This window comes from Serratia plymuthica NBRC 102599 (genome assembly GCF_001590925.1).
GTDB classification, from domain to species: Bacteria; Pseudomonadota; Gammaproteobacteria; order Enterobacterales; family Enterobacteriaceae; genus Serratia; species Serratia plymuthica.
Genome location: NZ_BCTU01000010.1, coordinates 118196 through 138417 on the forward strand (window position 1 = coordinate 118196; position 20222 = coordinate 138417).

The window sequence follows — 20222 nt, forward strand, 5'->3', positions numbered from 1 at the left end:
TACATTTTTTGAAACGGGGTTTCTTGTCATGCCTGCATTCTGTCTGTGCGCCACACGGCGCGCTTTGCCATGAGCTGGTTTTCACGCGCCAGCGCGCTGCCGTTGTTGGTGGCCGGCGCCTTCTTTATGGAAAACCTCGACGGTACGGTGATTGTCACCGCCATGCCGCAGATGGCAGCCGCTTTCGGCGTGCGGGCGGTGGACATGAACATCGGCATTTCCGCCTATATTCTGACGCTGACGGTGTTTATTCCCGCCAGCGGCTGGATCGCCAACCGCTTTGGCGCACGCAATATCTTTGCCGCCGCGGTAGTGATTTTCACCCTGGCCTCGGTGCTGTGTGCCGCCAGCGTTAACCTGCCCACCTTTACCGCTGCCCGCATTCTGCAAGGCTTTGGCGGCGCGCTGATGGTGCCGGTCGGCCGGTTGGTGGTGCTGCGCAATACCGCCAAGCCGGATCTGATAAAAGCTATCGCCACCATTACCTGGCCGGGGCTGGTGGCACCCATCCTTGGCCCGCCGGTCGGCGGTTTTATTACCACCTACGCGTCATGGCACTGGATTTTTCTGCTCAACGTGCCGCTGGGCGTCGCCGCGCTGTGGTTGGCCTGGCGGTTGATACCACAAGAAGCGCCGCAGAAAGGCGTGCCCTTTGACGCCATCGGCTTCGTGCTGACCGGCATCGCCTGCTTCGGCCTGATGTTCGGCCTGGACCTGATCAATCACCCGCAGCTCTCCTGGCTGGTGCCGCTACTGTGCATCCTCGGCAGCCTTGCGCTGGGCGCGCTGGCGGTGCGCCACGCCAAACGCACCGCGCACCCGTTGATCACTCTGTGGGCAATGCGGATAAAAAGTTACGCCGTCACTATTTGGGGTGGCGCCTTATTCCGCATCGCCATTGGCGCCGTGCCCTTCTTGCTGCCGCTGCTGTTCCAGATCGGCTTTGGTCTCAACGCCTTTGACGCCGGGTTATTGGTGTTGGCGGTGTTTGCCGGGAATCTGGCGATGAAGCCTTTTACCTCTGCCGTGCTCTATCGTTTCCGTTTTCGCACCACGCTGGTAGTGAATGGGCTGCTGAACGCCGCCACCATTTTTGCCTGCGCGCTGCTGACGCCGCAAACCCCAACATGGCTGATTGTGGCATTGCTGTTCGTCAGCGGGTTGACGCGTTCCATGCAGTTCACCGCGCTGAATACACTGGCATTTTCCGAAGTGCCGCAGCCGCAGATGGGCGGCGCCAATACCCTGTTCACCGTATCGCAGCAACTGGGCAGCGGCCTGGGCATCGCCATCGGTGCGCTGGCGCTGCGGTTGGGGGAAATGCTGATACCGCCGTCGGCCGGTCGCCTGCCGCTGGTCGATTTCCAGTTGGCGTTTGGCGTTATCGGCGTTATCGCCCTGTTGGCGGTGGCAGACAGTCTGACGTTGAATCCCGATGCCGGCAGCGAAGTCCGCCGGAAAAAATCCCCTTCGTCGGCACCGGCTGGCGCTGATGAATCCGTGGCAACCAAGGCAAGGAGTTAAACGATGCAATACCGTCAGCTTGGCCATTCCGGCCTGAAAGTTTCGGCGCTGAGTCTCGGCACCATGACCTTTGGCGGCGCAGGCAAATTCGCCAAAACCGGCGATACCGGCGTTGACGAAGCCCGCAGCCAGATAGACCGCTGTATCGACGCCGGCATCATCCTTAATCACGCCGCAGCAAGCGGCGAACGTTAACCTCCGCCGCCATTGCTGCTATTGTGACAAAGGAAGCTCATGCTCAAATAAGGACGAATTGATGAAAAAAGCGCTTATCCTGGGTGCACTGCTGCTAACCGCAGCCCCCTTGGCAGCCTTGGCTTCATGCGAAAGCGTGAAGGCGGACATTTCACAGAAAATTGTCAAAAACGGCGTACCGGAATCCGGCTTCAAGCTGGACATCGTGCCCAATGACCAGGCTCAACAGGCTGGCGGATTGGTCGTTGGTCACTGCGAAAACGACACCCAGAAAATTGTCTATACCCGCCTGAGCAACGGCGATGACAACGGTGACGCGGCTCAGACCGGCACCAGCCAGGACACCAAAACCGCACAATAACTGCAGCTCAGGGCGCAACCGCGCCCTTTCCTTTTTTACGCCTGTTCCGCCTCTTCACCCTCACCTTGCGGCCTATGCCGTGCGGGAATCAACATCGCCGCCGCCAGCGCCAGCAACGAAATCAGTGCGGAAACCAAAAACACCCAATGTAACGAAGCGGCCACCTGCTGAATGATATCGGCCAGCTTTTCCGGCGTCATTGCGCCACGCACCGCCGGCTCCATCAGTTGCTGCACCGGATCGGCGGTTTGCGGCAGACGATACTGCAAGTTAAGGTTCAATGTTGCGCCCAGAATAGCGGTGCCGATGGCCGACCCCATCATCCGGGTGAAGACCGTACAGGCGGTGGCTATGCCGCGAATGCTGTGATGCGCGGCGTTTTGCACTGAAACCAGAAACGTGGTGTTGCACAACCCCATGCCGGCACCCACCATAAAGGCCGCCAACCGCCCCCACAACAGACCGCCGTTCGGCTGCAGCAGCAATAAAATCAACCCACCTGCGACCAGCAACAGCGCCCCCAACAACGCGGTGGTACGGTAAGACGTCATCAACATCAGCCGCCCACTCAGGGTGCTGGCCAGCGGCCATCCGATCGACATCAACGCCAGCGTGGTTCCAGCTTCCAGCGGCGTTCCGCCCATCACGCCCTGAATAAAAGTCGGCAGAAAAGCGCTGATCCCCATCATCGCCGCACCGATCACCACTCCGCCAATATTACCGGCCACAATCACCCGGCTTTGCCATAATGCCAGCGGGAACAGCGGCTCTGGCGCGCGGCGTTCCTGGCGGATCAGCAGCATCAGCGAAACCGCCGCCAACGACAACAGCGGCAACACCCACCACCCCAGACTTTCCGCCTGCAGCAGCGACATTAGCAGCGCCGCGACAAACAGCGTCAGCCACGCCGTGCCCGCCAGATCCAGCGCGTGTTTCCGCACCTGTTTACTGGAAGGCAGATAACGGCCGAGGAAAAACATCGCCAGCAGGCCGATTGGCAAGTTGACCCAGAACACCAGCGCCCAAGGCAAATGCTGGACGATAAACGCCCCCAGCAGCGGACCGATGATTGCCGACACGCCCCACACGCTGGACAGATAGCCCATGACTTTCGGCCGCTCGGTCGCACTGTAGATATCGCCGATAATGGTGGTCGCAATCGGCATAATCGCCCCGGCGCCCAGCCCCTGCAACAGCCGAAAACCAATCAGCCAGTACATGTTGGGCGAAAAACCGCACAACACCGAGCCCAGTAAAAACAGCGATGCGCCAAAGAAAAATACCCGCTTGCGGCCCAATAGATCCGCCAGCCGGCCATAGATCGGAATGGTGATGGCCTGCGCCAGCAAATAGACCGCAAAGACCCAGCCCAGCAGCGAGAAACCGCCGAGATCGCCAATGATGGTCGGCATCGCCGTGGCGACAATCGTCGCCTCGATGGCTGACATAAACATTGCCAGCATGCAGGCGATCAGAATCAGCGGGCGATGAGCGAGGGGTGCAGATGAGTCGTTATTAGTCATAGCGTTGTTTGGCTCTGGATTTTTATTGTCATCAAATTATACCCGCCGGGTTAAACGCTGCCGTAAGCTGTGTCTACTTCCCTGTTTTCAATGGCGAAAAACGCATCATTTGAACACTTGGTGACAACGTAACTGTAAATCAACGGGATTTATCGTTTCGCCGTTGAAACCACGATCCCAGCGGCGAATCTAAAAAGATTCTCTGGCCTTCGGCCGGACCGGCAAGCACAATGCCCAACTGAACCTTTCATTTTTCTCACGATTTTACCGCCTCATGAAACGATGGGTCCACTTGCATCACTATCGCGCCCTGCTGCGCCGCCTGTTTACCGCCATCTTTCTGGGCATTGCCGCCGCGTTGGTCGTTTGGCTGTTTCACCGCGCCATGCTCGGGCTGGAGTGGGCATTGCTCGATCACGAAGATGGCAGCCTGGTGGCCGCCGCCGCGGCATTACCGGGCTGGCGCAGAGCCTTGACTCCGGCTCTGGGCGGCCTGGCGGCCGGTTTGTTGCTGTGGGTTTATCAGCGTTATCAACATCAGCGGCAAATAGCGCCCACCGATTATATGGAAGCGATAGAAACCGGCGACGGGCGGCTTGATGTCAGCGCCAGCCTGATTAAATGCCTGGCTTCATTGCTGGTGGTGTCCAGCGGCAGCGCTATCGGCCGCGAAGGCGCGATGATCCTGCTGGCAGCACTGGTGGGATCGGTATTTGCCCAGCGTTTCACCCATGAGAAAGAGTGGAAACTGTGGGTGGCCTGCGGTGCGGCCGCCGGTATGGCCAGCGCCTATCACGCGCCGCTGGCGGGCAGCCTGTTTATCGCCGAAATTCTGTTTGGCACTCTGATGCTGGCTTCGCTCGGCCCGGTGGTGATTGCCGCCGTCAGCGCGCTGCTGGTAACTAATTTGCTCAACGGTGGCCAGGCGCCGCTGTATCTGGTGGAACCGCTGCCTGCGCCCTGGCCGGTGCAATATCTGTTGATGGCGCTGCTCGGGATACTGGCCGGTATCTGCGGCCCGCTGTTTCTGTGGACGATGTCGGCTTCCGGCCATGCGTTCCGATCGCTGCGCCTGACGCCGCCGCTACAGCTGGCGCTGGGCGGATTCATTGTTGGTTTACTGTCGCTGCTGTTTCCTGAAGTGTGGGGCAATGGCTACAGCGTGGTGCAGTCTCTGCTCAGCGCGCCGCCCGGCGTATTGCTGGTTGGCGCCATTTTGATCTGCAAACTTCTGGCGGTGCTTGCCAGCAGTGGTTCCGGCGCGCCCGGCGGCGTGTTCACCCCAACGCTGTTTGTCGGGGCTGCGCTGGGCTCGCTGGTTGGGCAACTGTGCGCCACCTGGCCCGAACTGGGCGCGGCCGTACCCTTGCTGATGGCGTTGACCGGCATGGCGACCCTGTTGGCCGCCACCACTCACGCGCCGATTATGGCCGCACTGATGGTGTTTGAGATGACCGGCGAATACACCTTGTTGCCCGGTATCCTGCTGGCCTGCGTGATCGCCACCACCGTATCGCGCGGCTTGCGCTCAGTCTCGGTCTATCACAACGCCTAACGGTTCAACAGCGCGGAGATATCGAGATAGTGCGCCAGTTCGCGCTGCTCGGCGCGCGGCAGATAAGGGATTTCGCCCAACAGCGGCGCAGGGATGCGTTGACGCAAGGCTTCAATGGTTTCTGCGTAATGCGCCAGCCCCGGGTTAATCCGGTTCGCCACCCATCCCAACAAAGGTAAGCCGTCATTAATGATCGACTGCGCCGTTAACAAGGCGTGGCTGACGCAGCCCAGCTTGATTCCCACCACCAATACCACCGGCAATTGCTCCTGGATCACCCACTCGGCGTAGGGACGCAGATCGTTCATCAGCACACGCCAACCGCCGCTGCCCTCCACGACCACGGTGTCGGCTCTGGCGGACAAACTTTGCAACCCGCTGCTCATCACGCCGTAGTTGATATCCTCGGTGGCATGGGCGTGAAACACCTCATCCAGACAGGTGATGGGATTAATTTCCTCGTACGACAGCGGCAGGGTCGAAGACGCCTGTAAAACCAAAGCGTCTTTATTGCGAATGCCTTCGCTGGTTTCCTGACAACGCGCCGCGATCGGCTTATAGCCGGCTACCGAACGGCCCTGCGCGGCGAGCGCCTGCAGCAAGGCGCGGGAAACCACGGTTTTACCGACGTCGGTATCCGTGCCTGTTACAAATAAACGCTTTAACATGTTTTAATTGCCCCGAAATGCTCCATGAATCCAAATATCGCCGCATTAAGGCGAAGGAGACGAACGGGAAAATTCTAGGGGATGCTGAACGCACAGGGCTTGAGGTAGCGCAATCTTTTGTCGTTAAACGATAAGTATTACTGATGCTACCCTTGCAACAGTTGCACCAACAGCGAACCGTTGTACAAGGCTTCCTTCACCAGTGCGGCGCCGGGCATGGTGCCTTTGTTGAAGAACTGAGTAGATTCTACCTGTACATGGTCGCTGTAAGCCGGCAACGACTGCTGACGAATGCAAGAGGCGATGGCCGGATGCAGGATTTCCGCCGCGCGATTCAGCGGTGAACCGACCAGGATTTTTTCAGGGTTGAACAAGTTGACCATGATCGCCAGGATACGCCCCACGCTGTGACCCACGCCGAGGATGATGTCTTTGGCCAGTTGATCGCCCGCCAGCGCCGCATCGCACAGGGACTCAGCCGTCAGCGGCGCGCCGTGCAGGCTGGAGCTCATGGAGGTCGCGAGACGCTGCTGGGCGATCTCCAGGATGTTTTCAATACTGGCGACGGTTTCCAGACAACCGTGGTTGCCGCAGTAACAGCGTTTACCGTAAGGATCGACCTGCGTATGACCAATCTCTACCACGCTATGGCTGCCGCCGTGCAGCACCCGCCCGCCGGTGATCACACCCGCCCCGACGTTGTGGTCGATCACCACCTGAATCACGTTCTGGCTGCCGCGCGAGGCGCCATACAGCGCTTCGGCCATGGTCCAGGCGCTGATATCGTGTTGCAGGTAGACCGGCAGCCCGGTGCGGGTTTCCAGCGCGGGACCCAGCGGCATGTCCACGACATCGTAAAACGGCATGCGGTGCACCACGCCGGAGGCCACATCAATCATGCCCGGCAGCGTAATGGCGATCGCCGTCAGCCGCTCAAGTTTGCTTTGATGGCGGATAAAAAATTGGTCAACTTCACTGAGAATGCGTTTTAGCAGCGGTTCAGGGTGTTCGGCATCCAGCGGCAACAGCTCTTCCACCACCAGTTTGCTGCTGAGATCGCGCAGCGCGAGCGTAATGGTGCCGCGGCTGATACGAGCGGAAAGGTAATGCCAGGCTTCGGTGTCCAGCACCAGCCCGACCGCCGGCCGCCCACGGCTGCCGACTTCCTGATATTCGTTTTCTTTAACCAGATGCGCTTCCAGCAGCTCACGCACGATTTTGGTGATGCTGGCGGGGGCGAGCTGCGCGCGTTTTGACAGTTCGATGCGCGAAATTGGGCCCAGTTGATCGATTAACCGATAAACTGCCCCTGCATTTGTTTGTTTGATTTGATCGATATGCCCAGGCTGCCCAACAGCAATCACAAACCTGCTCCTACTATTTTTCGCGCTTCTAAATAAAGACTAGAGGCTATGGTGGGGCTTTTGTAATACAGCGTCAACTATTTGATTCGTTATGTGATTTGCCGCACAAATTCGCCCCGCTTTCGCTGCGGATTGCGTTTTATTTGCGCAGCACTCCGTCACGGCAGCAACAGTGCCATCAGCGATTTGGCCGCTGCGGTCAGCGCCCTTTGGCGGTGATGCACCAACCAGACTTCGGTCATCGCCTCCGGTTCCGCCAGCGGCAGGTATTTCACCCCATCGACTTTCACCCGGCCAAAAGACGCCGGCAAAATAGAAATACCCAGCCCGGAAGACACCAGGCCGATGATGGTCATCGCTTCACCGACTTCCTGGGTGATATAAGGCGTGATCCCCGCTTTGGCCAACAGCGACAGGATTTCGTCATGCAACGCCGTGCCTACCTCTCGCGAGAAAAACACAAAGGGTTCTTCCGCCAGATGCTGAAAACGCAAGGTGCCGGGCGCAACATGGGTTAGCGGATGCCCTTCCGGCACCACCGCGACCAGTGGCTCGCACAGTAACAATTGATGCTTCAGCACCTCCGGCAAGCGCGTATTGCGCATCACGCCCAGATCCAGCTCGCCGTTGAGCAGCGGTTCGATCTGTTGCTTGGTGTTCACTTCACGCATTTTTATATGCACGTGCGGGTGCTGTTGGCGGTAAGCTCGCAAACTGCGCGATACCACGCTGATAAACGGCGCCGAAGAGGTGAAACCAATGGTCAACTCGCCCAGTTCGCCACGCTCCAGTCGCGCGGCCTTCTCCGCCGCACGGCTGACCTGATCGAGCACCTGATAAGCTTCTTTCAGGAACATTTCCCCCGCCTGCGTCAGGCTGACATTGCGGTTGTTACGCGCCAACAAACGCGCGCCGACCATTTCCTCCAACGCCTGGATTTGCTGGCTGAGCGGCGGTTGCGAAATGCGCAGACGTTCCGCCGCACGACCGAAATGCAATTCTTCCGCCACGGCGACAAAATAGCGCAGGTGTCTCAGTTCGATATTCATACTTTAAACGTCTTAATTTGAATTATTAATATATTAGACAAAAAACTGAGCTCTCCCTATCATTTTGTTAACCCATGATGTGCTGATTTAAATCTCCCGACGTTCGGTAAGGAAAGACTGTGACAACCCCTGTGCGTTCTGCGGCTAGTATGCCGTCGACGCTGGCCGCCAACGACGATGCGGCTGCTGCGCCAAAAGCCAAACGCTCCACCCTGAATAAACTCCCTTACATCGAACGCGGAACGCCGCAGTTTATGCGCGTTACTCTGGCGCTGTTTTCCGCCGGGTTGGCTACTTTCGCCCTGCTGTACTGCGTGCAGCCGATCCTGCCGGTTCTGTCGCAAGACTTTGGCATCTCGCCGGCGGAAAGCAGCCTGTCGCTGTCGGCGTCCACCGGCCTGCTGGCACTCGGCCTGATGTTTACCGGCCCGTTGTCCGATGCCATCGGCCGTAAATCGGTGATGGTGGTGGCGCTGTTGCTGGCGGCAATATGCACCCTGATTTGCGCCTTTATGACCAGTTGGCACGGTATCTTGCTGATGCGCGCACTGATTGGGCTGTCGCTGAGCGGCGTGGCCGCCGTTGGCATGACTTACCTTAGCGAAGAAATCCACCCCAGCTTTGTCGCCTTTTCGATGGGGCTTTACATCAGCGGCAACTCCATCGGCGGCATGAGCGGCCGCCTGGTAACCGGGGTGCTGACCGATTTCTTCTCCTGGCGCGTGTCGCTGGCGGTGATCGGGTTGTTCGCGCTGGCCGCAGCCTGCATGTTCTGGCGTATTCTGCCCGCGTCTACGCATTTTCGCGCCAGTTCGCTGCGCCCGCGAACCCTGCTGATTAACTTCAGGCTGCATTGGCACGACAAGGGCCTGCCGCTGCTGTTTGCCGAGGGTTTTCTGCTGATGGGCAGCTTTGTCACCCTGTTCAACTACATTGGCTACCGCCTGCTGTCCGATCCTTATCACCTCAGCCAGGCGATTGTCGGCCTGTTGTCGGTGGTGTATCTGACCGGCTCTTACAGCTCACCGAAAGCTGGCGCAATGACGTCTCGTTTCGGCCGTGGCCCGGTTCTGCTGGCTTCGATCCTGATTATGCTGATCGGTATCCTGATTACCGCACTGGCACCGGTAGCGGTTATTTTTATCGGCATGATGCTGTTTACCGCCGGTTTCTTTGCCGCCCATTCGGTTGCCAGCAGTTGGATCGGCCGCCGGGCGCGGCGCGCCAAAGGCCAGGCGTCTTCTCTTTATCTGTTTTGCTATTACGTCGGTTCCAGCGTCGCCGGTACGCTCGGCGGCGTGTTCTGGCACAGTTTCGGCTGGAGCGGTGTGGTGGCGTTTATCAGCGTGATGCTGCTGCTGGCTCTGCTGGTAGTGCACTATCTGAAGAAACTGCCGGAAGCGGCGCGCGTCTGACCCCTCTCCTTGCCGCCTGCCTGTACGCAGAAACAGGCGGCAACCTTAATTCCCCTGCCAGGCTGGACCACTGAGGGCCTGGTGTTATCACTGTGGCCGAGGTTGCCCTTTCGTTTGCCGTTCTCTTATTGTATGTTGTAACTAAAATACGAGGTGAATGATGGATAAATACGGTCTAATCGGCAGAATGAATGCGTGTTTCACCGAGCTGGAGCTGGCTCTGGCCGCGCTCCACCAGCAGATCCTCCCGCTGCGGCTGCTGGCGGCACGGGTGTTCAGCCTGCCGGAAATCGAGAAAGGCAAAGAGCACGCGGCGGTGGAGCAAATCGCCGTCGAGCAGCATGTCGGCCAGGCGGCGCGCGACCTCGCACTGGAACACTACCAGCGGCTGTTTATCCATCACAATAAACACAACGTCAGCAGTAAGGCGGCGGTACGCTTGCCCGGCGTGATCTGTCTGGCCGTGGAATTACCGCAATACCAGGCATTGCAGGCGCAGATCGCCCTGATTAATCGGCTGAAGGCCGAACTGGAGCAGATTATCACCGTCGAGTCGGGCCTGGCGCCGGAGCAGCGGTTTGATTTCGTCCACACTCACCTGCATGGCCTGATCACCCTCAGCGCCTATCGCGCCATCACCGCCCTGAGCAATCCTGATTCGGTCCGCTTCGGCTGGGCCAATAAACACATTATCAAAAACGTGAAACGCGACGATATCTTGGCTCAGTTGGAAAAGAGCCTGAAGGCCGGGCGCGCAGTGCCGCCACATAATCGCGAGCAGTGGGCAGAATTGGTTAGCCGCGAGATCGATGACGTCAGCCGCCTGCCGCAACAGGCGGTGCTGAAAATCAAACGCCCGGTGAAGGTACAGCCGATCGCCCGGGTGTGGTATCAGGAGCAGCAAAAACAGGTGCAACACCCCTGTCCGCTACCGCTGATCGCCCTGTGCCAGGAGGAAAGCGGCGCGCAGGTGCCGAAGATTGGCGAACTGCTTAATTACAACGCCGCAACGGTCAAGCACAAGTACAAACCGGATGCCAAACCGCTGCGGCTACTGGTCAAACGGCTACATCTGTATACCGACGCACCTACAGGCTGAGCGCGTAGCCCCGCAGGCGGTGGCCGTCCGGATCGGTGGCGACGAAGGTATAACCGAAATCGAGCGACACCGGTTGCTGGATAATCTCCACCCCCAGCTCACGCCACTGCTGACAAAGCGCGTCTACTTGCTGCGGGTGCTCGCACAGAAAACCAATCTCACCGCCACCACCGGCAGCCGTTGCGGCCGGTTCTACGGTATGCTTCGACCACATCGCCAGTTTGAAGCCGTTACTCAGTACAAACAGCGCGAAGGTGGGTGAAAGCTCCACCGGCTCCCGCCCCAGTAACCGTCGATAGAAAACGACGCTTTTTTCCGGGCTATCGACGTAAAGCAGGGTCATGTTTGGGGTTGTCATCAGACTGTCCTCATGGCTGAAGGGAACCGGCGGTTCCCGATAGCGATAAATTAGCCCGCCCTGCTGACAGTTTTTGGCAGTAGTGATTATTGTTTACTGGGGAGTAATGCCTTGAATTTCATACCACTCTTTCAACAGCACGCGGCGGCCGCGTGGGTAGCGCTGCGCCAGCGGTGTAGCCAGACAGATACGATCGAGGCGGAAATGGCGGAACTCCTGGCGCAACTCGCACCAGGCGACCAGCATGCGCGCCTGTTCAAAATAGCCAAGCGCGAACGGCCACAAAATGCGTTCGCTGATTTTACCGGCAAGATCGCAATAATTTACGGCGAGTTTGCGCTCCTGGCGGATAACATCGCGGATCAGCATCACCGTTTCGTCCGCCACCTGAGCCACGTCTATCGGCCCAATCAACAAGGTGTTGGCTTCCAACTCATCGCGTAGCGCGGCGGGCAGAACGTCGGCAATTTTTGCCAGCGCATTATTCGCCGCGCCGGCCAATTGGGTGTCGCCACGCCGCCCCACCCAGCGCATTCCCAGCACCAGCGCTTCGATTTCCTGCGGCGAGAACATCAGCGGCGGCAGCATAAAACCGGGCCGCAACACATAACCCACCCCTGCTTCCCCAACGATCTCCGCCCCCTGCTGTTGCAACGTGGCGATATCGCGGTACAGCGTGCGCATGCTGATGTTCATTTCCTGCGCCAGCGCATGGCCGGCGACCGGATAACGATGACGCCGCAGGATCTGCATCAGATCCAGTAAACGTTCGGTACGTGACATGTCATGGCTCCCTGCACAAGGCTTGCTGGACTACATCGGCGAATGCCCTGGCTTTGGCGGGGGCGAAATGGCCGCCAGGAAAAACGGCCCAGAGTTCTAACGGCGGCAATTGCCAGTCGGTCATGACCTTCATAATGGCCCCACTTTGCAATTCACTGCGAAACAGCCCTTCGCCGGCCACGGTGGCGCCAAATCCAGACAGCACCAACTCGCGCAAGCATTCGGCGGCATTGACCCGCATTCGCCCCTGTAAACGCAGCGCGCGGGTTTCCCCATGCCGGCTGAATGACCAATTTTCAGCGCCGCTGCGGCGTTGATAGACCACCATTTCATGCTGCGCCAAATCTTCGGGCCGCAGAGGAACGCCTGCGGAGGAAAAGTAAGCTGGGGTCCCCATGACGCACTGCTCTATTTCACCCAACTTGCGAGCGGTAAAGGACGAATCGTCCAGGCTACCGGTGCAAAGCGCGATATCCACACCTTCCTCTATCAGTGACAGGTTGCCGTCATCCAGCAACAGATCGATGCCCAAACGAGGATTGGCTTGCAGGAAAGCGGTCAAATCGGGCAACGCGACTATTCGGGCAAATACCGCCGCGGAGGAAACCCGCAGCCTGCCGCTTAGGCCCGCCCCTCCTTCCCGAACCAAGGATTCCGTTTCCGCCAGTTCATTCAGGATACGTTTCGCCCGTTGATAAAGTTGTTGGCCGGCATCCGTGGGCCGCAGCCCGTGCGTAGAGCGCAGCATCAATCGCGTATTCAACTGTTGCTCGAGCCGGGCCACGGTTTTTGAAACCGCCGGTTGCCCTACGTTCAATCTGCGGGCGGCGGCGGTGAAGGACTCCGTTTCGCACACGCAGATAAAGGTTTCCAAATCAGAAAATTTGCCCACATCATTCCTTAAGGGAATAACCATTAGCGTTTTTGGCAGTCTACACTGGCCGTTAAGGAATGGGCAAGATGGCGATAATAAGTCCCCCCAACAGGAGCCATGATGAAACTTCAGGACAAACTCGACGCTTTCAAGGCTGAATTTGAAGCCGGTAAATTGCCCTTTACGCTGGAGGCACAGGATCATGAGCTGATGCGCCGCGCAATAAATGAACTTAACGCCACGGGCGCCGCTGCACGAGCGTTGAAATGCGGGGATACAGCCCCCGCGTTTGAGTTACCGGATGCGGACAATACGCGCTTGTCTTCCCACGATCTTCTGGCGAATGGGCCGTTGATTATCAGCTTCTTTCGCGGCGCGTGGTGCCCTTACTGCAACATCGAGCTACAGGCTCTGGAAGCCGCTCAGCCGGAATTTAGATCCCGTCAGGCGCGGCTAGTGGCCATTTCCCCCCAGACGGCACGCGGCAACCGCCAATCAATCCGCGACCATGGGCTCACCTTTCCTTTGCTTAGCGATCACGGCAATCAACTGGCCGCCCTTTTCGGGCTAAGTTACAGGCTGCCGGACAATTTGCGCGACCTGTATCTCAACCGACTCAATCTCGATTTAACCCGGTTAAATCAGGACGACAGCGGCACGCTCCCGATGCCGGCACGCTATGTCATCGCCCAGGATGGCCGAATCCTTTATGCCGAAGTGAATGCCGATTACACCCGTCGGCCAGATCCGCTGGAGCTGCTGCCGGTGCTCGACGCTTTACGCTGATACTGAAAGGGGCGCAGTCATGAATGAACTGCGCCCCTTGGTGACGATCAAAGGTGGGAGGTTACTTCTTCATGCTGCCGACCATTTCTTCCGGGCGCACCCACTGATCGAATTGCTGCTCGGTCAGGTAACCCAGTTTCAGCGCTGCGGCTTTTAGCGTCAGCCCTTCTTTATGCGCTTTCTTGGCGATTTCCGCCGCTTTGTCATAGCCGATATGGGTATTCAAAGCGGTAACCAGCATCAAAGATTCGTTCAACAACTGGCTAATGCGATCGCGGTTGGGTTCGATGCCCACCGCGCAGTGCTCATTAAAGCCCTGCATGCCGTCGGCCAGCAGCCGGATAGACTGCAGATAGTTGTGGATCACCATCGGACGGAACACGTTCAGCTCAAAGTTACCGGAGGCGCCGCCGATATTCACCGCCACGTCGTTGCCCAGCACCTGAGCGCACAGCATGGTCATCGCCTCGCACTGGGTCGGGTTGACCTTGCCCGGCATGATGGAGCTGCCCGGTTCGTTTTCCGGGATGGAAATTTCGCCGATGCCGCAGCGCGGGCCGGAGGACAACCAGCGCACATCGTTGGCGATTTTCATTAATGAGGCCGCCAGCCCTTTCAGCGCGCCGTGCCCATGCACCAACGCATCACAGGTCGCCAACGCTTCAAATTTGTTGGGTGCGGTAACGAACGGCTGGCGGGTCAAGTCGGCCAGCGCCCTGGCGACGCGCACCGCATATTCAGGATGGGTGTTCAGCCCGGTACCCACCGCCGTGCCGCCCAACGCCAGCTCGCAAATGTGCGGAATGCTGGCTTCAATGTGCTGCAAATTATGTTGCAGCATCGCCGCCCAGCCGGAAATTTCCTGGCCTAGTGTCAACGGTGTGGCGTCCTGCAGATGGGTGCGGCCGATTTTGACGATATCGCGGAAGGCTTCCGCTTTGTCGCTCAGCGTTTTGTGCAGCACTTTCAGTTCGGGGATCAGATGTTCGCGCACCGCTATCACCGCCGCCACGTGCATCGCGGTCGGGAACACGTCGTTGGAGCTCTGGCTCTTGTTGACGTCATCGTTCGGGTGCACACGCCGCTCTTCGCCGCGTACCCCGCCCAACAGCTCGCTGGCACGGTTGGCGAGCACTTCGTTCATGTTCATGTTGGTCTGGGTGCCGGAACCGGTTTGCCAGATCGACAGCGGGAATTCGTCCGGGTGTTTGTCCGCCAACACCTCATCGGCGGCCTTGATGATGGCTTCAGCGCGTTCCGCAGGCAGCAGCCCCAGATCCCGATTTACCCCGGCGGCGGCGCGTTTGGTCAGCGCCAGTGCATGAATCAACGCCGTCGGCATCTTTTCGGAAGAAATGCGAAAATGCGCCAGAGAACGCTGCGTTTGCGCGCCCCATAGCCGATCGGCCGGCACTTCGATGGGCCCCATGGAGTCTTTTTCAATACGAACGGCTGCCATCACTCTCTCCTTAGTACAATTCCTAAAAATGTACGATTACGCCAACGCGCTCAAGCCCGTCGGCACGCCCATTCAGTATAGTGACATAATAACTATTCGCATTAAGAGAGTTGCCTCACAGCATTTTTTCTCCATTTCTTTTTATTGCATGGCTATTATTTCGTTGCCGTTCCCCTCCCGCGCTTCATTAACGCGCCAATACAATAAAAATCACCCTCGGACGCTCGGTTCAGTTATTTTCGCTAATCTGTCACTATTTAGTGATGATGCTGATTGTAGGCATTAATCCTTTCATCTTGCAGATGATTGATTTCATCGTAAGCATCCTGCCGTTCGTTATGACGATATATCCCTGCGCCGACCGCCGCGACGGGGAAAGTTACCCTCGGTAGCGCGGTGACCGCAACCGGCGCTGGCGCCGGCACCACGATAACCGGCGCTGGAGTGACAATCGTCGGGCCCGGCACCACCACGACCGGGCGACGAACGCCATAACCATAAGCATGAGTAACAACGACAGCCGCATGGGCGCCGGAAGTGCACATAATCAAAACCAGTAGTAATTTTTTCATCAGCGCCTCAGCGTTTAAATAGCCATAATCAAAAGAATCCATTTAATTGCCTGCACTGTAGAACGGTACTGTTTTCCGATTTAAGCCCTTTGTGTGGTTGCCAATAAAAAAAACCACATAATGATGATATAAATATTCAGTGGGTAATAATTCACGTCAACATTCACACATTGAAATATAACGGTGTGAAATAACGTCAAAATGGCATTTGGCGTTTCCATTAATAGCCAGAGCAAAACCTGCCGATGCAACACCCTCTTCACAATCCCTTTCTACCGGCGTTTTTTTACCCGCCTGCAACCCCGTCGAACCGCCAGAGGCATTTGTGACGCTTATTGTTATCACGTTATACTTCGCCCATACCGAACAGCAGCGCGTTGCAAATGTTATTTACCCTCGGAAGGACGCAAGTGCACCCCTTGTTTGATCGCACACCTGATTGAGCGCCATCGGATGAGCGTATGATGGGTGCGCAGATTCTGCTTGTTTTAGCCTTATAATCAGTCAGCTACTCCCCGCCACTTTGGCGGCGAACGCAAAGGATGTTTATCAAGATGCGAAAAATGACCAACGCAGTGCAAAACTATGCATGGGGCAGTCACGACGCCTTAACCCGGCTGTATGGCATCGCCAACCCGCAGGGGCAACCGATGGCGGAGCTGTGGATGGGCGCTCACCCGAAGAGCAGCTCCCGCGTGGCGGATGCCAAGGGCAATTTGCGCTCGTTGCGCGACCTCATTGATGAAGACCAACCCAAACAGCTGGGCGCCGACGTTGCCCGCCGCTTTGGCGAGCTGCCGTTCCTGTTCAAAGTACTGTGCGCCGATCAGCCGCTGTCGATCCAGGTGCACCCCAGCAAGTCCGCCGCCGTTGTCGGTTTTGCCAAAGAAAACGCCGCCGGCGTTCCGCTGGATGCGGCCGAGCGCAATTATAAAGACCCAAACCACAAACCGGAGCTGGTGTTTGCGCTGACGCCGTTCCTGGCGATGAACGGCTTTCGCGAGCTGTCCGACATCGTTTCTCTGCTGCAGCCGATTGCCGGGGCGCACCATGATATCGCCGCCTTCCTGCAACAACCGGACGTCGCGCACCTGTCAACGCTGTTTGCCAGCCTGCTGGCGATGAGCGGTGAGCAGAAGTCGCTGGCGCTCGGGGTGCTGAAAGCCGCGCTGAACAACCAACAAGGCGAACCCTGGGATACCCTGCGCTTTATCGCCGGTTTCTACCCTGACGACAGCGGCCTGTTCTCGCCGCTGCTGTTGAATGTGGTGCAGCTCAAACCGGGCGAAGCGATGTTCCTGTATGCCGAAACACCGCATGCGTACCTGAAAGGCGTGGCGCTGGAAGTCATGGCCAACTCGGACAACGTGCTGCGCGCCGGTCTGACGCCTAAGTTTATCGATATTCCTGAATTGCTGGCTAACCTGCAGTTCCGTCCGCAGCCGGTTTCCGGCCTGCTGACCCAACCGGAAAAACGCGGCGATGAGCTGTTCTTCCCGATTCCGGTCGAGGATTTTGCCTTCTCGCTGCACGATCTTTCCGCGGCACCGCAGACGCTGGCGCAAAACAGCGCGGCCATCGTGTTCTGCGTCGAAGGCGAAGCGGTGCTGGAAAAACAGGGGCAGCAACTGGCGCTGAAGCCGGGTGAGTCCTGCTTTATCGGCGCTTTCGAGTCCCCGGTCAGCGTTAGCGGTTCAGGCCGAATCGCGCGCGTTTATAATCTGTTGTCGTAGTCACTCGGTAAATTTCAGCAAATTAGTTGCTAAAAAGAGTGGGTTACCTTCACAATTAAACGCCTGCGGGCGTTTTTTTGTTGGCCCAAACTTGCCCATCCATCTGTTTGCAACAGATGGCTTAATAAAGGATGAACAGAACTATGAAAAAATCGTTAGTCGCTGTCAGCGTCATTGTGGTTCTTGGCGCGGCATGGACCGGGGCTTCCTGGTACACCGGCAAACTGATCGAACAACGGATGGGTGAAGTGGTTGATAACGCCAACAGCCAACTGAAAGCCTACCTGCCGAAAGCCGGTGTCAAACTGGGGTATGAAAATTACCAGCGCGGCATTTTCAGCAGTAAAATCCGTTATGTGCTGCGTGCCGACGGCAGCGTCACCACCGACGATGCCGCACTGAAGCCCGGCGACGAAGTGGCGTTCCTGGAAACCATCGATCACGGCCCTTTCCCGTTCGCCCAACTGAAAAAATTCAATCTGTTGCCGAGCATGGCCTCGGTGCATACCGAGCTGGAAAACACCCCGGCGACCAAAGGCCTGTTTGACATTACCAAAGGCAAGTCGCTGTTCACCGCCGACTCGCGCATTTCATACAGCGGCGACACCTCGTCGGCCATTGACGTGATCCCGCTGGAATACACCAAAGACAAATCGGCGCTGAAGTTCAGCGGTGCCACCATCAATGCCGATGTCTCGCGCGATATGAAGGCCTTCACGCTGGACGCCAACAGCGACAGCGCCGTGATCAGCGGCCCGAACCAATTCGGTCAGATCGAACAGGTTACCTTGCAAGGCGCTACGCTGAAGAGCCAGACCCATGCCGGCCAGTTCGATCTCAGCCTCGGCGACCAGAACATGGCGGTGAAGCAGATCAAAGTTGCCGTTGACGGCAAAGATACCCTGACGCTGGACGGCTTTAACCTGGCGAGCAAGTTCGGCGAGAAAGACAGCAACCTGAACGGCCAGATCGATTACACCATGGATGCGCTGAAGATCCAGAACAGCGACTTCGGTTCCGGCAAGCTGTCGCTGAAAATCGACAAACTGGACGCCAAGTCGCTGAAAGAGTTTGCCGACCGTTATAACCAGCAGGCGCTGGCCATGTTGCAACAGGGCCAACCCGTCGATCCGGTCGCTTACCAGCAGCAAACCACCGATATCTTGCTGCAAAACCTGCCGCTGTTGCTGAAAGGCAACCCGAACATCAGCATCGCACCGCTGAGCTGGAAAAACAGCAAGGGTGAAAGCACCTTTACCCTGAACCTGGACCTGTCCGATCCGGCGCAGGCCGGCTCCCCGGCACAATCTCCGGACCAGTTGATTGCTCGTTCGGTGAAAAAACTGGACGCCAGCCTGAGCATTCCGGTCGCGATGGCCACCGAAACCACCTCGCAGACGGCATTGCTGCAAGGCTATAGCGCGGAAGAAGCGCAAAAGCTGGCACAGCAACAGGTGCAAGGGCTGGCGGCGATGGGCCAGATGTTCAAACTGACTACCCTGAAAGACGACGTGATTGGCAGCAGCTTCCACTATGCCGACAACCAGGTTGATCTGAACGGCAATAAAATGACGCTGCAAGAGTTCATCGGCATGTTCGGCCTGCTGGGTGCACCGGCAGAAGATGAAGCACCGGCTCAGGATGCAGTTCCTGCACCGGCACAGTAAGCAATAAATCGTTGTTCCCCGGGGCTCCTGTACGGAGCCCCGGTTTTATTCTCCTATCCCCCGTACACCGCATCGCGGATCTGCTGCGGATACAGCCCACTCATGCCTTCAAACGCCGTGTTGGTCAACGCCACCACGCTTAACGCCGCCTGCGGATCGTAAAACCAGCTGTGACCATACACGCCGCCCCATTGCAGGGTGCCATTATGCTGCGGCGTGGCCGCCAGTTGCGCATCAGCAAGAACCGCGCCGCCGAAACCAAACCCCCATCCCGGCCCCTGAACCTCGGCTTCAGCCCCCACGTGCGGCTGACGCATCAGCGCCACGGTCTCGGGCTGCAAAATGCCGTCACCGCCAGTACGCAGCGTTTCCACCAGCCGCAGTACGTCGTCGGCGTCACCGACCATGCCGGCCCCGCCAGAGGCATAAGCCAACGGATCAAGCGCTCGTGATGGCGACAGTTCGATATCAAAACCAAAACCTTCCGGCAGCGTCAGCCGCATCCCCTCTTGTATCGGCTCCGGCCTGGCGCTGGTATCGTGATAAGCGGTCGCCAGGTTGTCGGCATCGGTGGTGTAAAAACCGGTATTGCCCAGCCTCAACGGCTGTGCGACCCAGTGTTCGAACACCTGCGGCAACGGCTCGCCCGCCACCTGTTCCAACACCGCGCCCAGCACGTCGATCGCCAGTGAATAATTAAATGCGCTGCCGGGTTCGGCCAGCAGCTCCGCCTGTGCTAACAAGCGCAAATTCTGCTCCAGCGTTAGCGACGACAACTCCATTCCATCTTGAATGCCCAACCGCTGATACGGGCCGTCCGCGGGCTGGTTCAGGCGATAATCCAGCCCGGCGGTGTGGCTCAGCAGGTGGCGGATTTTAATCTCCAGACGGCGACCGTCGGCCAATGCCGGGGTGAACCACGGCAACCAGCGGCTTACCGCATCGTCCAGGCTCAACTTTTGTCGCTCGATCATGCGCATCGCCGCCAGTGTGATGTAAGGCTTGGACACCGACGACAGGCGAAACTGCGTTTCACGCCGCATTGGCCGTTGCAATTCACGGTCGGCATAACCGGCAGCCCCGGCATAAACCACTTCGCCCCGTTGCGCCACCAGCACCACGCTGCCCACCAGGCGCCCTTCGTCGATCGCCCTCTGGCTGACCACCTGCACTCTTTCTGCTAATGACTGATTCGCTGTCGACATGTTTTGTTGTTCTCTTTGAAGGAATAGAATCA

General features: G+C 57.9%; 18 protein-coding genes and 1 pseudogene. 9 read left to right on the top strand and 10 right to left on the bottom strand.

Annotation, left to right across the window (positions count from 1 at the left end; translation table 11 throughout):
* The first annotated feature begins 69 nt into the window (after positions 1-69).
* From SPL01S_RS07080 to SPL01S_RS07090, 3 genes and pseudogenes are all read left to right on the top strand, one after another.
* On the top strand, positions 70-1524 hold the full coding sequence (locus SPL01S_RS07080; protein ID WP_063198522.1) for an MFS transporter: 1455 nt from the start codon (positions 70-72) through the stop codon (positions 1522-1524).
* A gap of 3 nt (positions 1525-1527) precedes the next feature.
* Positions 1528-1689 (top strand): annotated as a pseudogene (locus SPL01S_RS07085) (aldo/keto reductase); the annotation flags it as partial.
* A 91-nt stretch (positions 1690-1780) separates the two neighbouring features.
* Positions 1781-2080, top strand: coding sequence for a DUF1161 domain-containing protein (locus SPL01S_RS07090; RefSeq protein ID WP_013812766.1), 300 nt, complete (start codon positions 1781-1783; stop codon positions 2078-2080).
* A 35-nt stretch (positions 2081-2115) separates the two neighbouring features.
* Here the strand turns inward: SPL01S_RS07090 and SPL01S_RS07095 are convergent, their stop codons facing one another.
* The gene (locus SPL01S_RS07095; RefSeq protein ID WP_013812765.1) at positions 2116-3603 is read right to left on the bottom strand and encodes an MDR family MFS transporter; all 1488 of its coding nucleotides are present in this window, start codon (positions 3601-3603) and stop codon (positions 2116-2118) included.
* 274 nt (positions 3604-3877) lie between these two features.
* On the opposite strand from SPL01S_RS07095, the gene clcB reads away from it, so the two are divergent.
* The gene (clcB, locus tag SPL01S_RS07100; RefSeq protein ID WP_013812764.1) at positions 3878-5158 is read left to right on the top strand and encodes a voltage-gated ClC-type chloride channel ClcB; all 1281 of its coding nucleotides are present in this window, start codon (positions 3878-3880) and stop codon (positions 5156-5158) included.
* Here the strand turns inward: clcB and bioD are convergent.
* The 3 genes from bioD to SPL01S_RS07115 form a co-directional block, all read right to left on the bottom strand.
* Positions 5155-5826: a dethiobiotin synthase gene (bioD, locus tag SPL01S_RS07105; RefSeq protein WP_004944013.1), complete on the bottom strand. Its 672-nt coding sequence runs from the start codon at positions 5824-5826 to the stop codon at positions 5155-5157. The genes clcB and bioD overlap by 4 nt on opposite strands.
* Before the next feature lie 146 nt (positions 5827-5972).
* Positions 5973-7190, bottom strand: coding sequence for a sugar metabolism global transcriptional regulator Mlc (gene mlc / locus SPL01S_RS07110; protein ID WP_004944010.1), 1218 nt, complete (start codon positions 7188-7190; stop codon positions 5973-5975).
* 158 nt (positions 7191-7348) lie between these two features.
* On the bottom strand, positions 7349-8239 hold the full coding sequence (locus SPL01S_RS07115) for a LysR family transcriptional regulator (protein WP_006325015.1): 891 nt from the start codon (positions 8237-8239) through the stop codon (positions 7349-7351).
* A 149-nt stretch (positions 8240-8388) separates the two neighbouring features.
* On the opposite strand from SPL01S_RS07115, the gene SPL01S_RS07120 reads away from it, so the two are divergent.
* Both SPL01S_RS07120 and tus read left to right on the top strand, forming a co-directional pair.
* A complete protein-coding gene (locus SPL01S_RS07120; protein ID WP_174523952.1) occupies positions 8389-9654 on the top strand; it encodes an MFS transporter in 1266 nt (421 codons plus the stop codon).
* Positions 9655-9814: 160 nt separating this feature from the next.
* Positions 9815-10753, top strand: a complete 939-nt coding sequence (gene tus / locus SPL01S_RS07125) for a DNA replication terminus site-binding protein (protein ID WP_063198531.1) — start codon at positions 9815-9817, stop codon at positions 10751-10753.
* On the opposite strand, the gene SPL01S_RS07130 is transcribed toward tus, so the two are convergent.
* The 3 genes from SPL01S_RS07130 to SPL01S_RS07140 form a co-directional block, all read right to left on the bottom strand.
* A complete protein-coding gene (locus tag SPL01S_RS07130; protein WP_037432828.1) occupies positions 10743-11111 on the bottom strand; it encodes a VOC family protein in 369 nt (122 codons plus the stop codon). The genes tus and SPL01S_RS07130 overlap by 11 nt on opposite strands.
* A gap of 93 nt (positions 11112-11204) precedes the next feature.
* Positions 11205-11894, bottom strand: coding sequence for a helix-turn-helix transcriptional regulator (locus SPL01S_RS07135; protein WP_063198533.1), 690 nt, complete (start codon positions 11892-11894; stop codon positions 11205-11207).
* A gap of 1 nt (position 11895) precedes the next feature.
* Positions 11896-12786, bottom strand: coding sequence for a LysR family transcriptional regulator (locus tag SPL01S_RS07140; RefSeq protein WP_063198536.1), 891 nt, complete (start codon positions 12784-12786; stop codon positions 11896-11898).
* Between the two features lie 99 nt (positions 12787-12885).
* Between SPL01S_RS07140 and SPL01S_RS07145 the strand changes: the two genes are divergently transcribed.
* Entirely contained in the window at positions 12886-13554 is a 669-nt protein-coding gene (locus SPL01S_RS07145; RefSeq protein WP_232246009.1) for a peroxiredoxin-like family protein, read from the top strand.
* Between the two features lie 61 nt (positions 13555-13615).
* Here SPL01S_RS07145 and fumC read toward each other — a convergent pair whose 3' ends face one another.
* Together fumC and SPL01S_RS07155 are read right to left on the bottom strand one after the other, a co-directional pair.
* Complete coding sequence (gene fumC, locus SPL01S_RS07150) at positions 13616-15013, bottom strand: class II fumarate hydratase (protein ID WP_063198541.1); 1398 nt, start codon at positions 15011-15013, stop codon at positions 13616-13618.
* A 257-nt stretch (positions 15014-15270) separates the two neighbouring features.
* Entirely contained in the window at positions 15271-15585 is a 315-nt protein-coding gene (locus SPL01S_RS07155; RefSeq protein ID WP_063198600.1) for a hypothetical protein, read from the bottom strand.
* 554 nt (positions 15586-16139) lie between these two features.
* On the opposite strand from SPL01S_RS07155, the gene manA reads away from it, so the two are divergent.
* Both manA and SPL01S_RS07165 read left to right on the top strand, forming a co-directional pair.
* Entirely contained in the window at positions 16140-17318 is a 1179-nt protein-coding gene (gene manA / locus SPL01S_RS07160) for a mannose-6-phosphate isomerase (protein WP_063198543.1), read from the top strand.
* A gap of 143 nt (positions 17319-17461) precedes the next feature.
* A complete protein-coding gene (locus SPL01S_RS07165) occupies positions 17462-18985 on the top strand; it encodes a YdgA family protein (RefSeq protein ID WP_063198546.1) in 1524 nt (507 codons plus the stop codon).
* 53 nt (positions 18986-19038) lie between these two features.
* On the opposite strand, the gene SPL01S_RS07170 is transcribed toward SPL01S_RS07165, so the two are convergent.
* On the bottom strand, positions 19039-20190 hold the full coding sequence (locus tag SPL01S_RS07170; RefSeq protein WP_063198549.1) for a serine hydrolase domain-containing protein: 1152 nt from the start codon (positions 20188-20190) through the stop codon (positions 19039-19041).
* Positions 20191-20222 lie beyond the last annotated feature (32 nt).

Bases quoted from the DNA above. Each gene is read 5' to 3' on its own strand.
- SPL01S_RS07080 (WP_063198522.1), top strand. From the start codon at position 70: ATGAGCTGGTTTTCACGCGCCAGCGCGCTGCCGTTGTTGGTGGCCGGC.
- SPL01S_RS07090 (WP_013812766.1), top strand. From the start codon at position 1,781: ATGAAAAAAGCGCTTATCCTGGGTGCACTGCTGCTAACCGCAGCCCCC.
- SPL01S_RS07095 (WP_013812765.1), bottom strand. From the start codon at position 3,603: ATGACTAATAACGACTCATCTGCACCCCTCGCTCATCGCCCGCTGATT.
- clcB (WP_013812764.1), top strand. From the start codon at position 3,878: ATGAAACGATGGGTCCACTTGCATCACTATCGCGCCCTGCTGCGCCGC.
- bioD (WP_004944013.1), bottom strand. From the start codon at position 5,826: ATGTTAAAGCGTTTATTTGTAACAGGCACGGATACCGACGTCGGTAAA.
- SPL01S_RS07115 (WP_006325015.1), bottom strand. From the start codon at position 8,239: ATGAATATCGAACTGAGACACCTGCGCTATTTTGTCGCCGTGGCGGAA.
- SPL01S_RS07120 (WP_174523952.1), top strand. From the start codon at position 8,389: ATGCCGTCGACGCTGGCCGCCAACGACGATGCGGCTGCTGCGCCAAAA.
- tus (WP_063198531.1), top strand. From the start codon at position 9,815: ATGGATAAATACGGTCTAATCGGCAGAATGAATGCGTGTTTCACCGAG.
- SPL01S_RS07130 (WP_037432828.1), bottom strand. From the start codon at position 11,111: ATGACAACCCCAAACATGACCCTGCTTTACGTCGATAGCCCGGAAAAA.
- SPL01S_RS07135 (WP_063198533.1), bottom strand. From the start codon at position 11,894: ATGTCACGTACCGAACGTTTACTGGATCTGATGCAGATCCTGCGGCGT.
- SPL01S_RS07145 (WP_232246009.1), top strand. From the start codon at position 12,886: ATGATGAAACTTCAGGACAAACTCGACGCTTTCAAGGCTGAATTTGAA.
- fumC (WP_063198541.1), bottom strand. From the start codon at position 15,013: ATGGCAGCCGTTCGTATTGAAAAAGACTCCATGGGGCCCATCGAAGTG.
- SPL01S_RS07155 (WP_063198600.1), bottom strand. From the start codon at position 15,585: ATGAAAAAATTACTACTGGTTTTGATTATGTGCACTTCCGGCGCCCAT.
- manA (WP_063198543.1), top strand. From the start codon at position 16,140: ATGCGAAAAATGACCAACGCAGTGCAAAACTATGCATGGGGCAGTCAC.
- SPL01S_RS07165 (WP_063198546.1), top strand. From the start codon at position 17,462: ATGAAAAAATCGTTAGTCGCTGTCAGCGTCATTGTGGTTCTTGGCGCG.
- SPL01S_RS07170 (WP_063198549.1), bottom strand. From the start codon at position 20,190: ATGTCGACAGCGAATCAGTCATTAGCAGAAAGAGTGCAGGTGGTCAGC.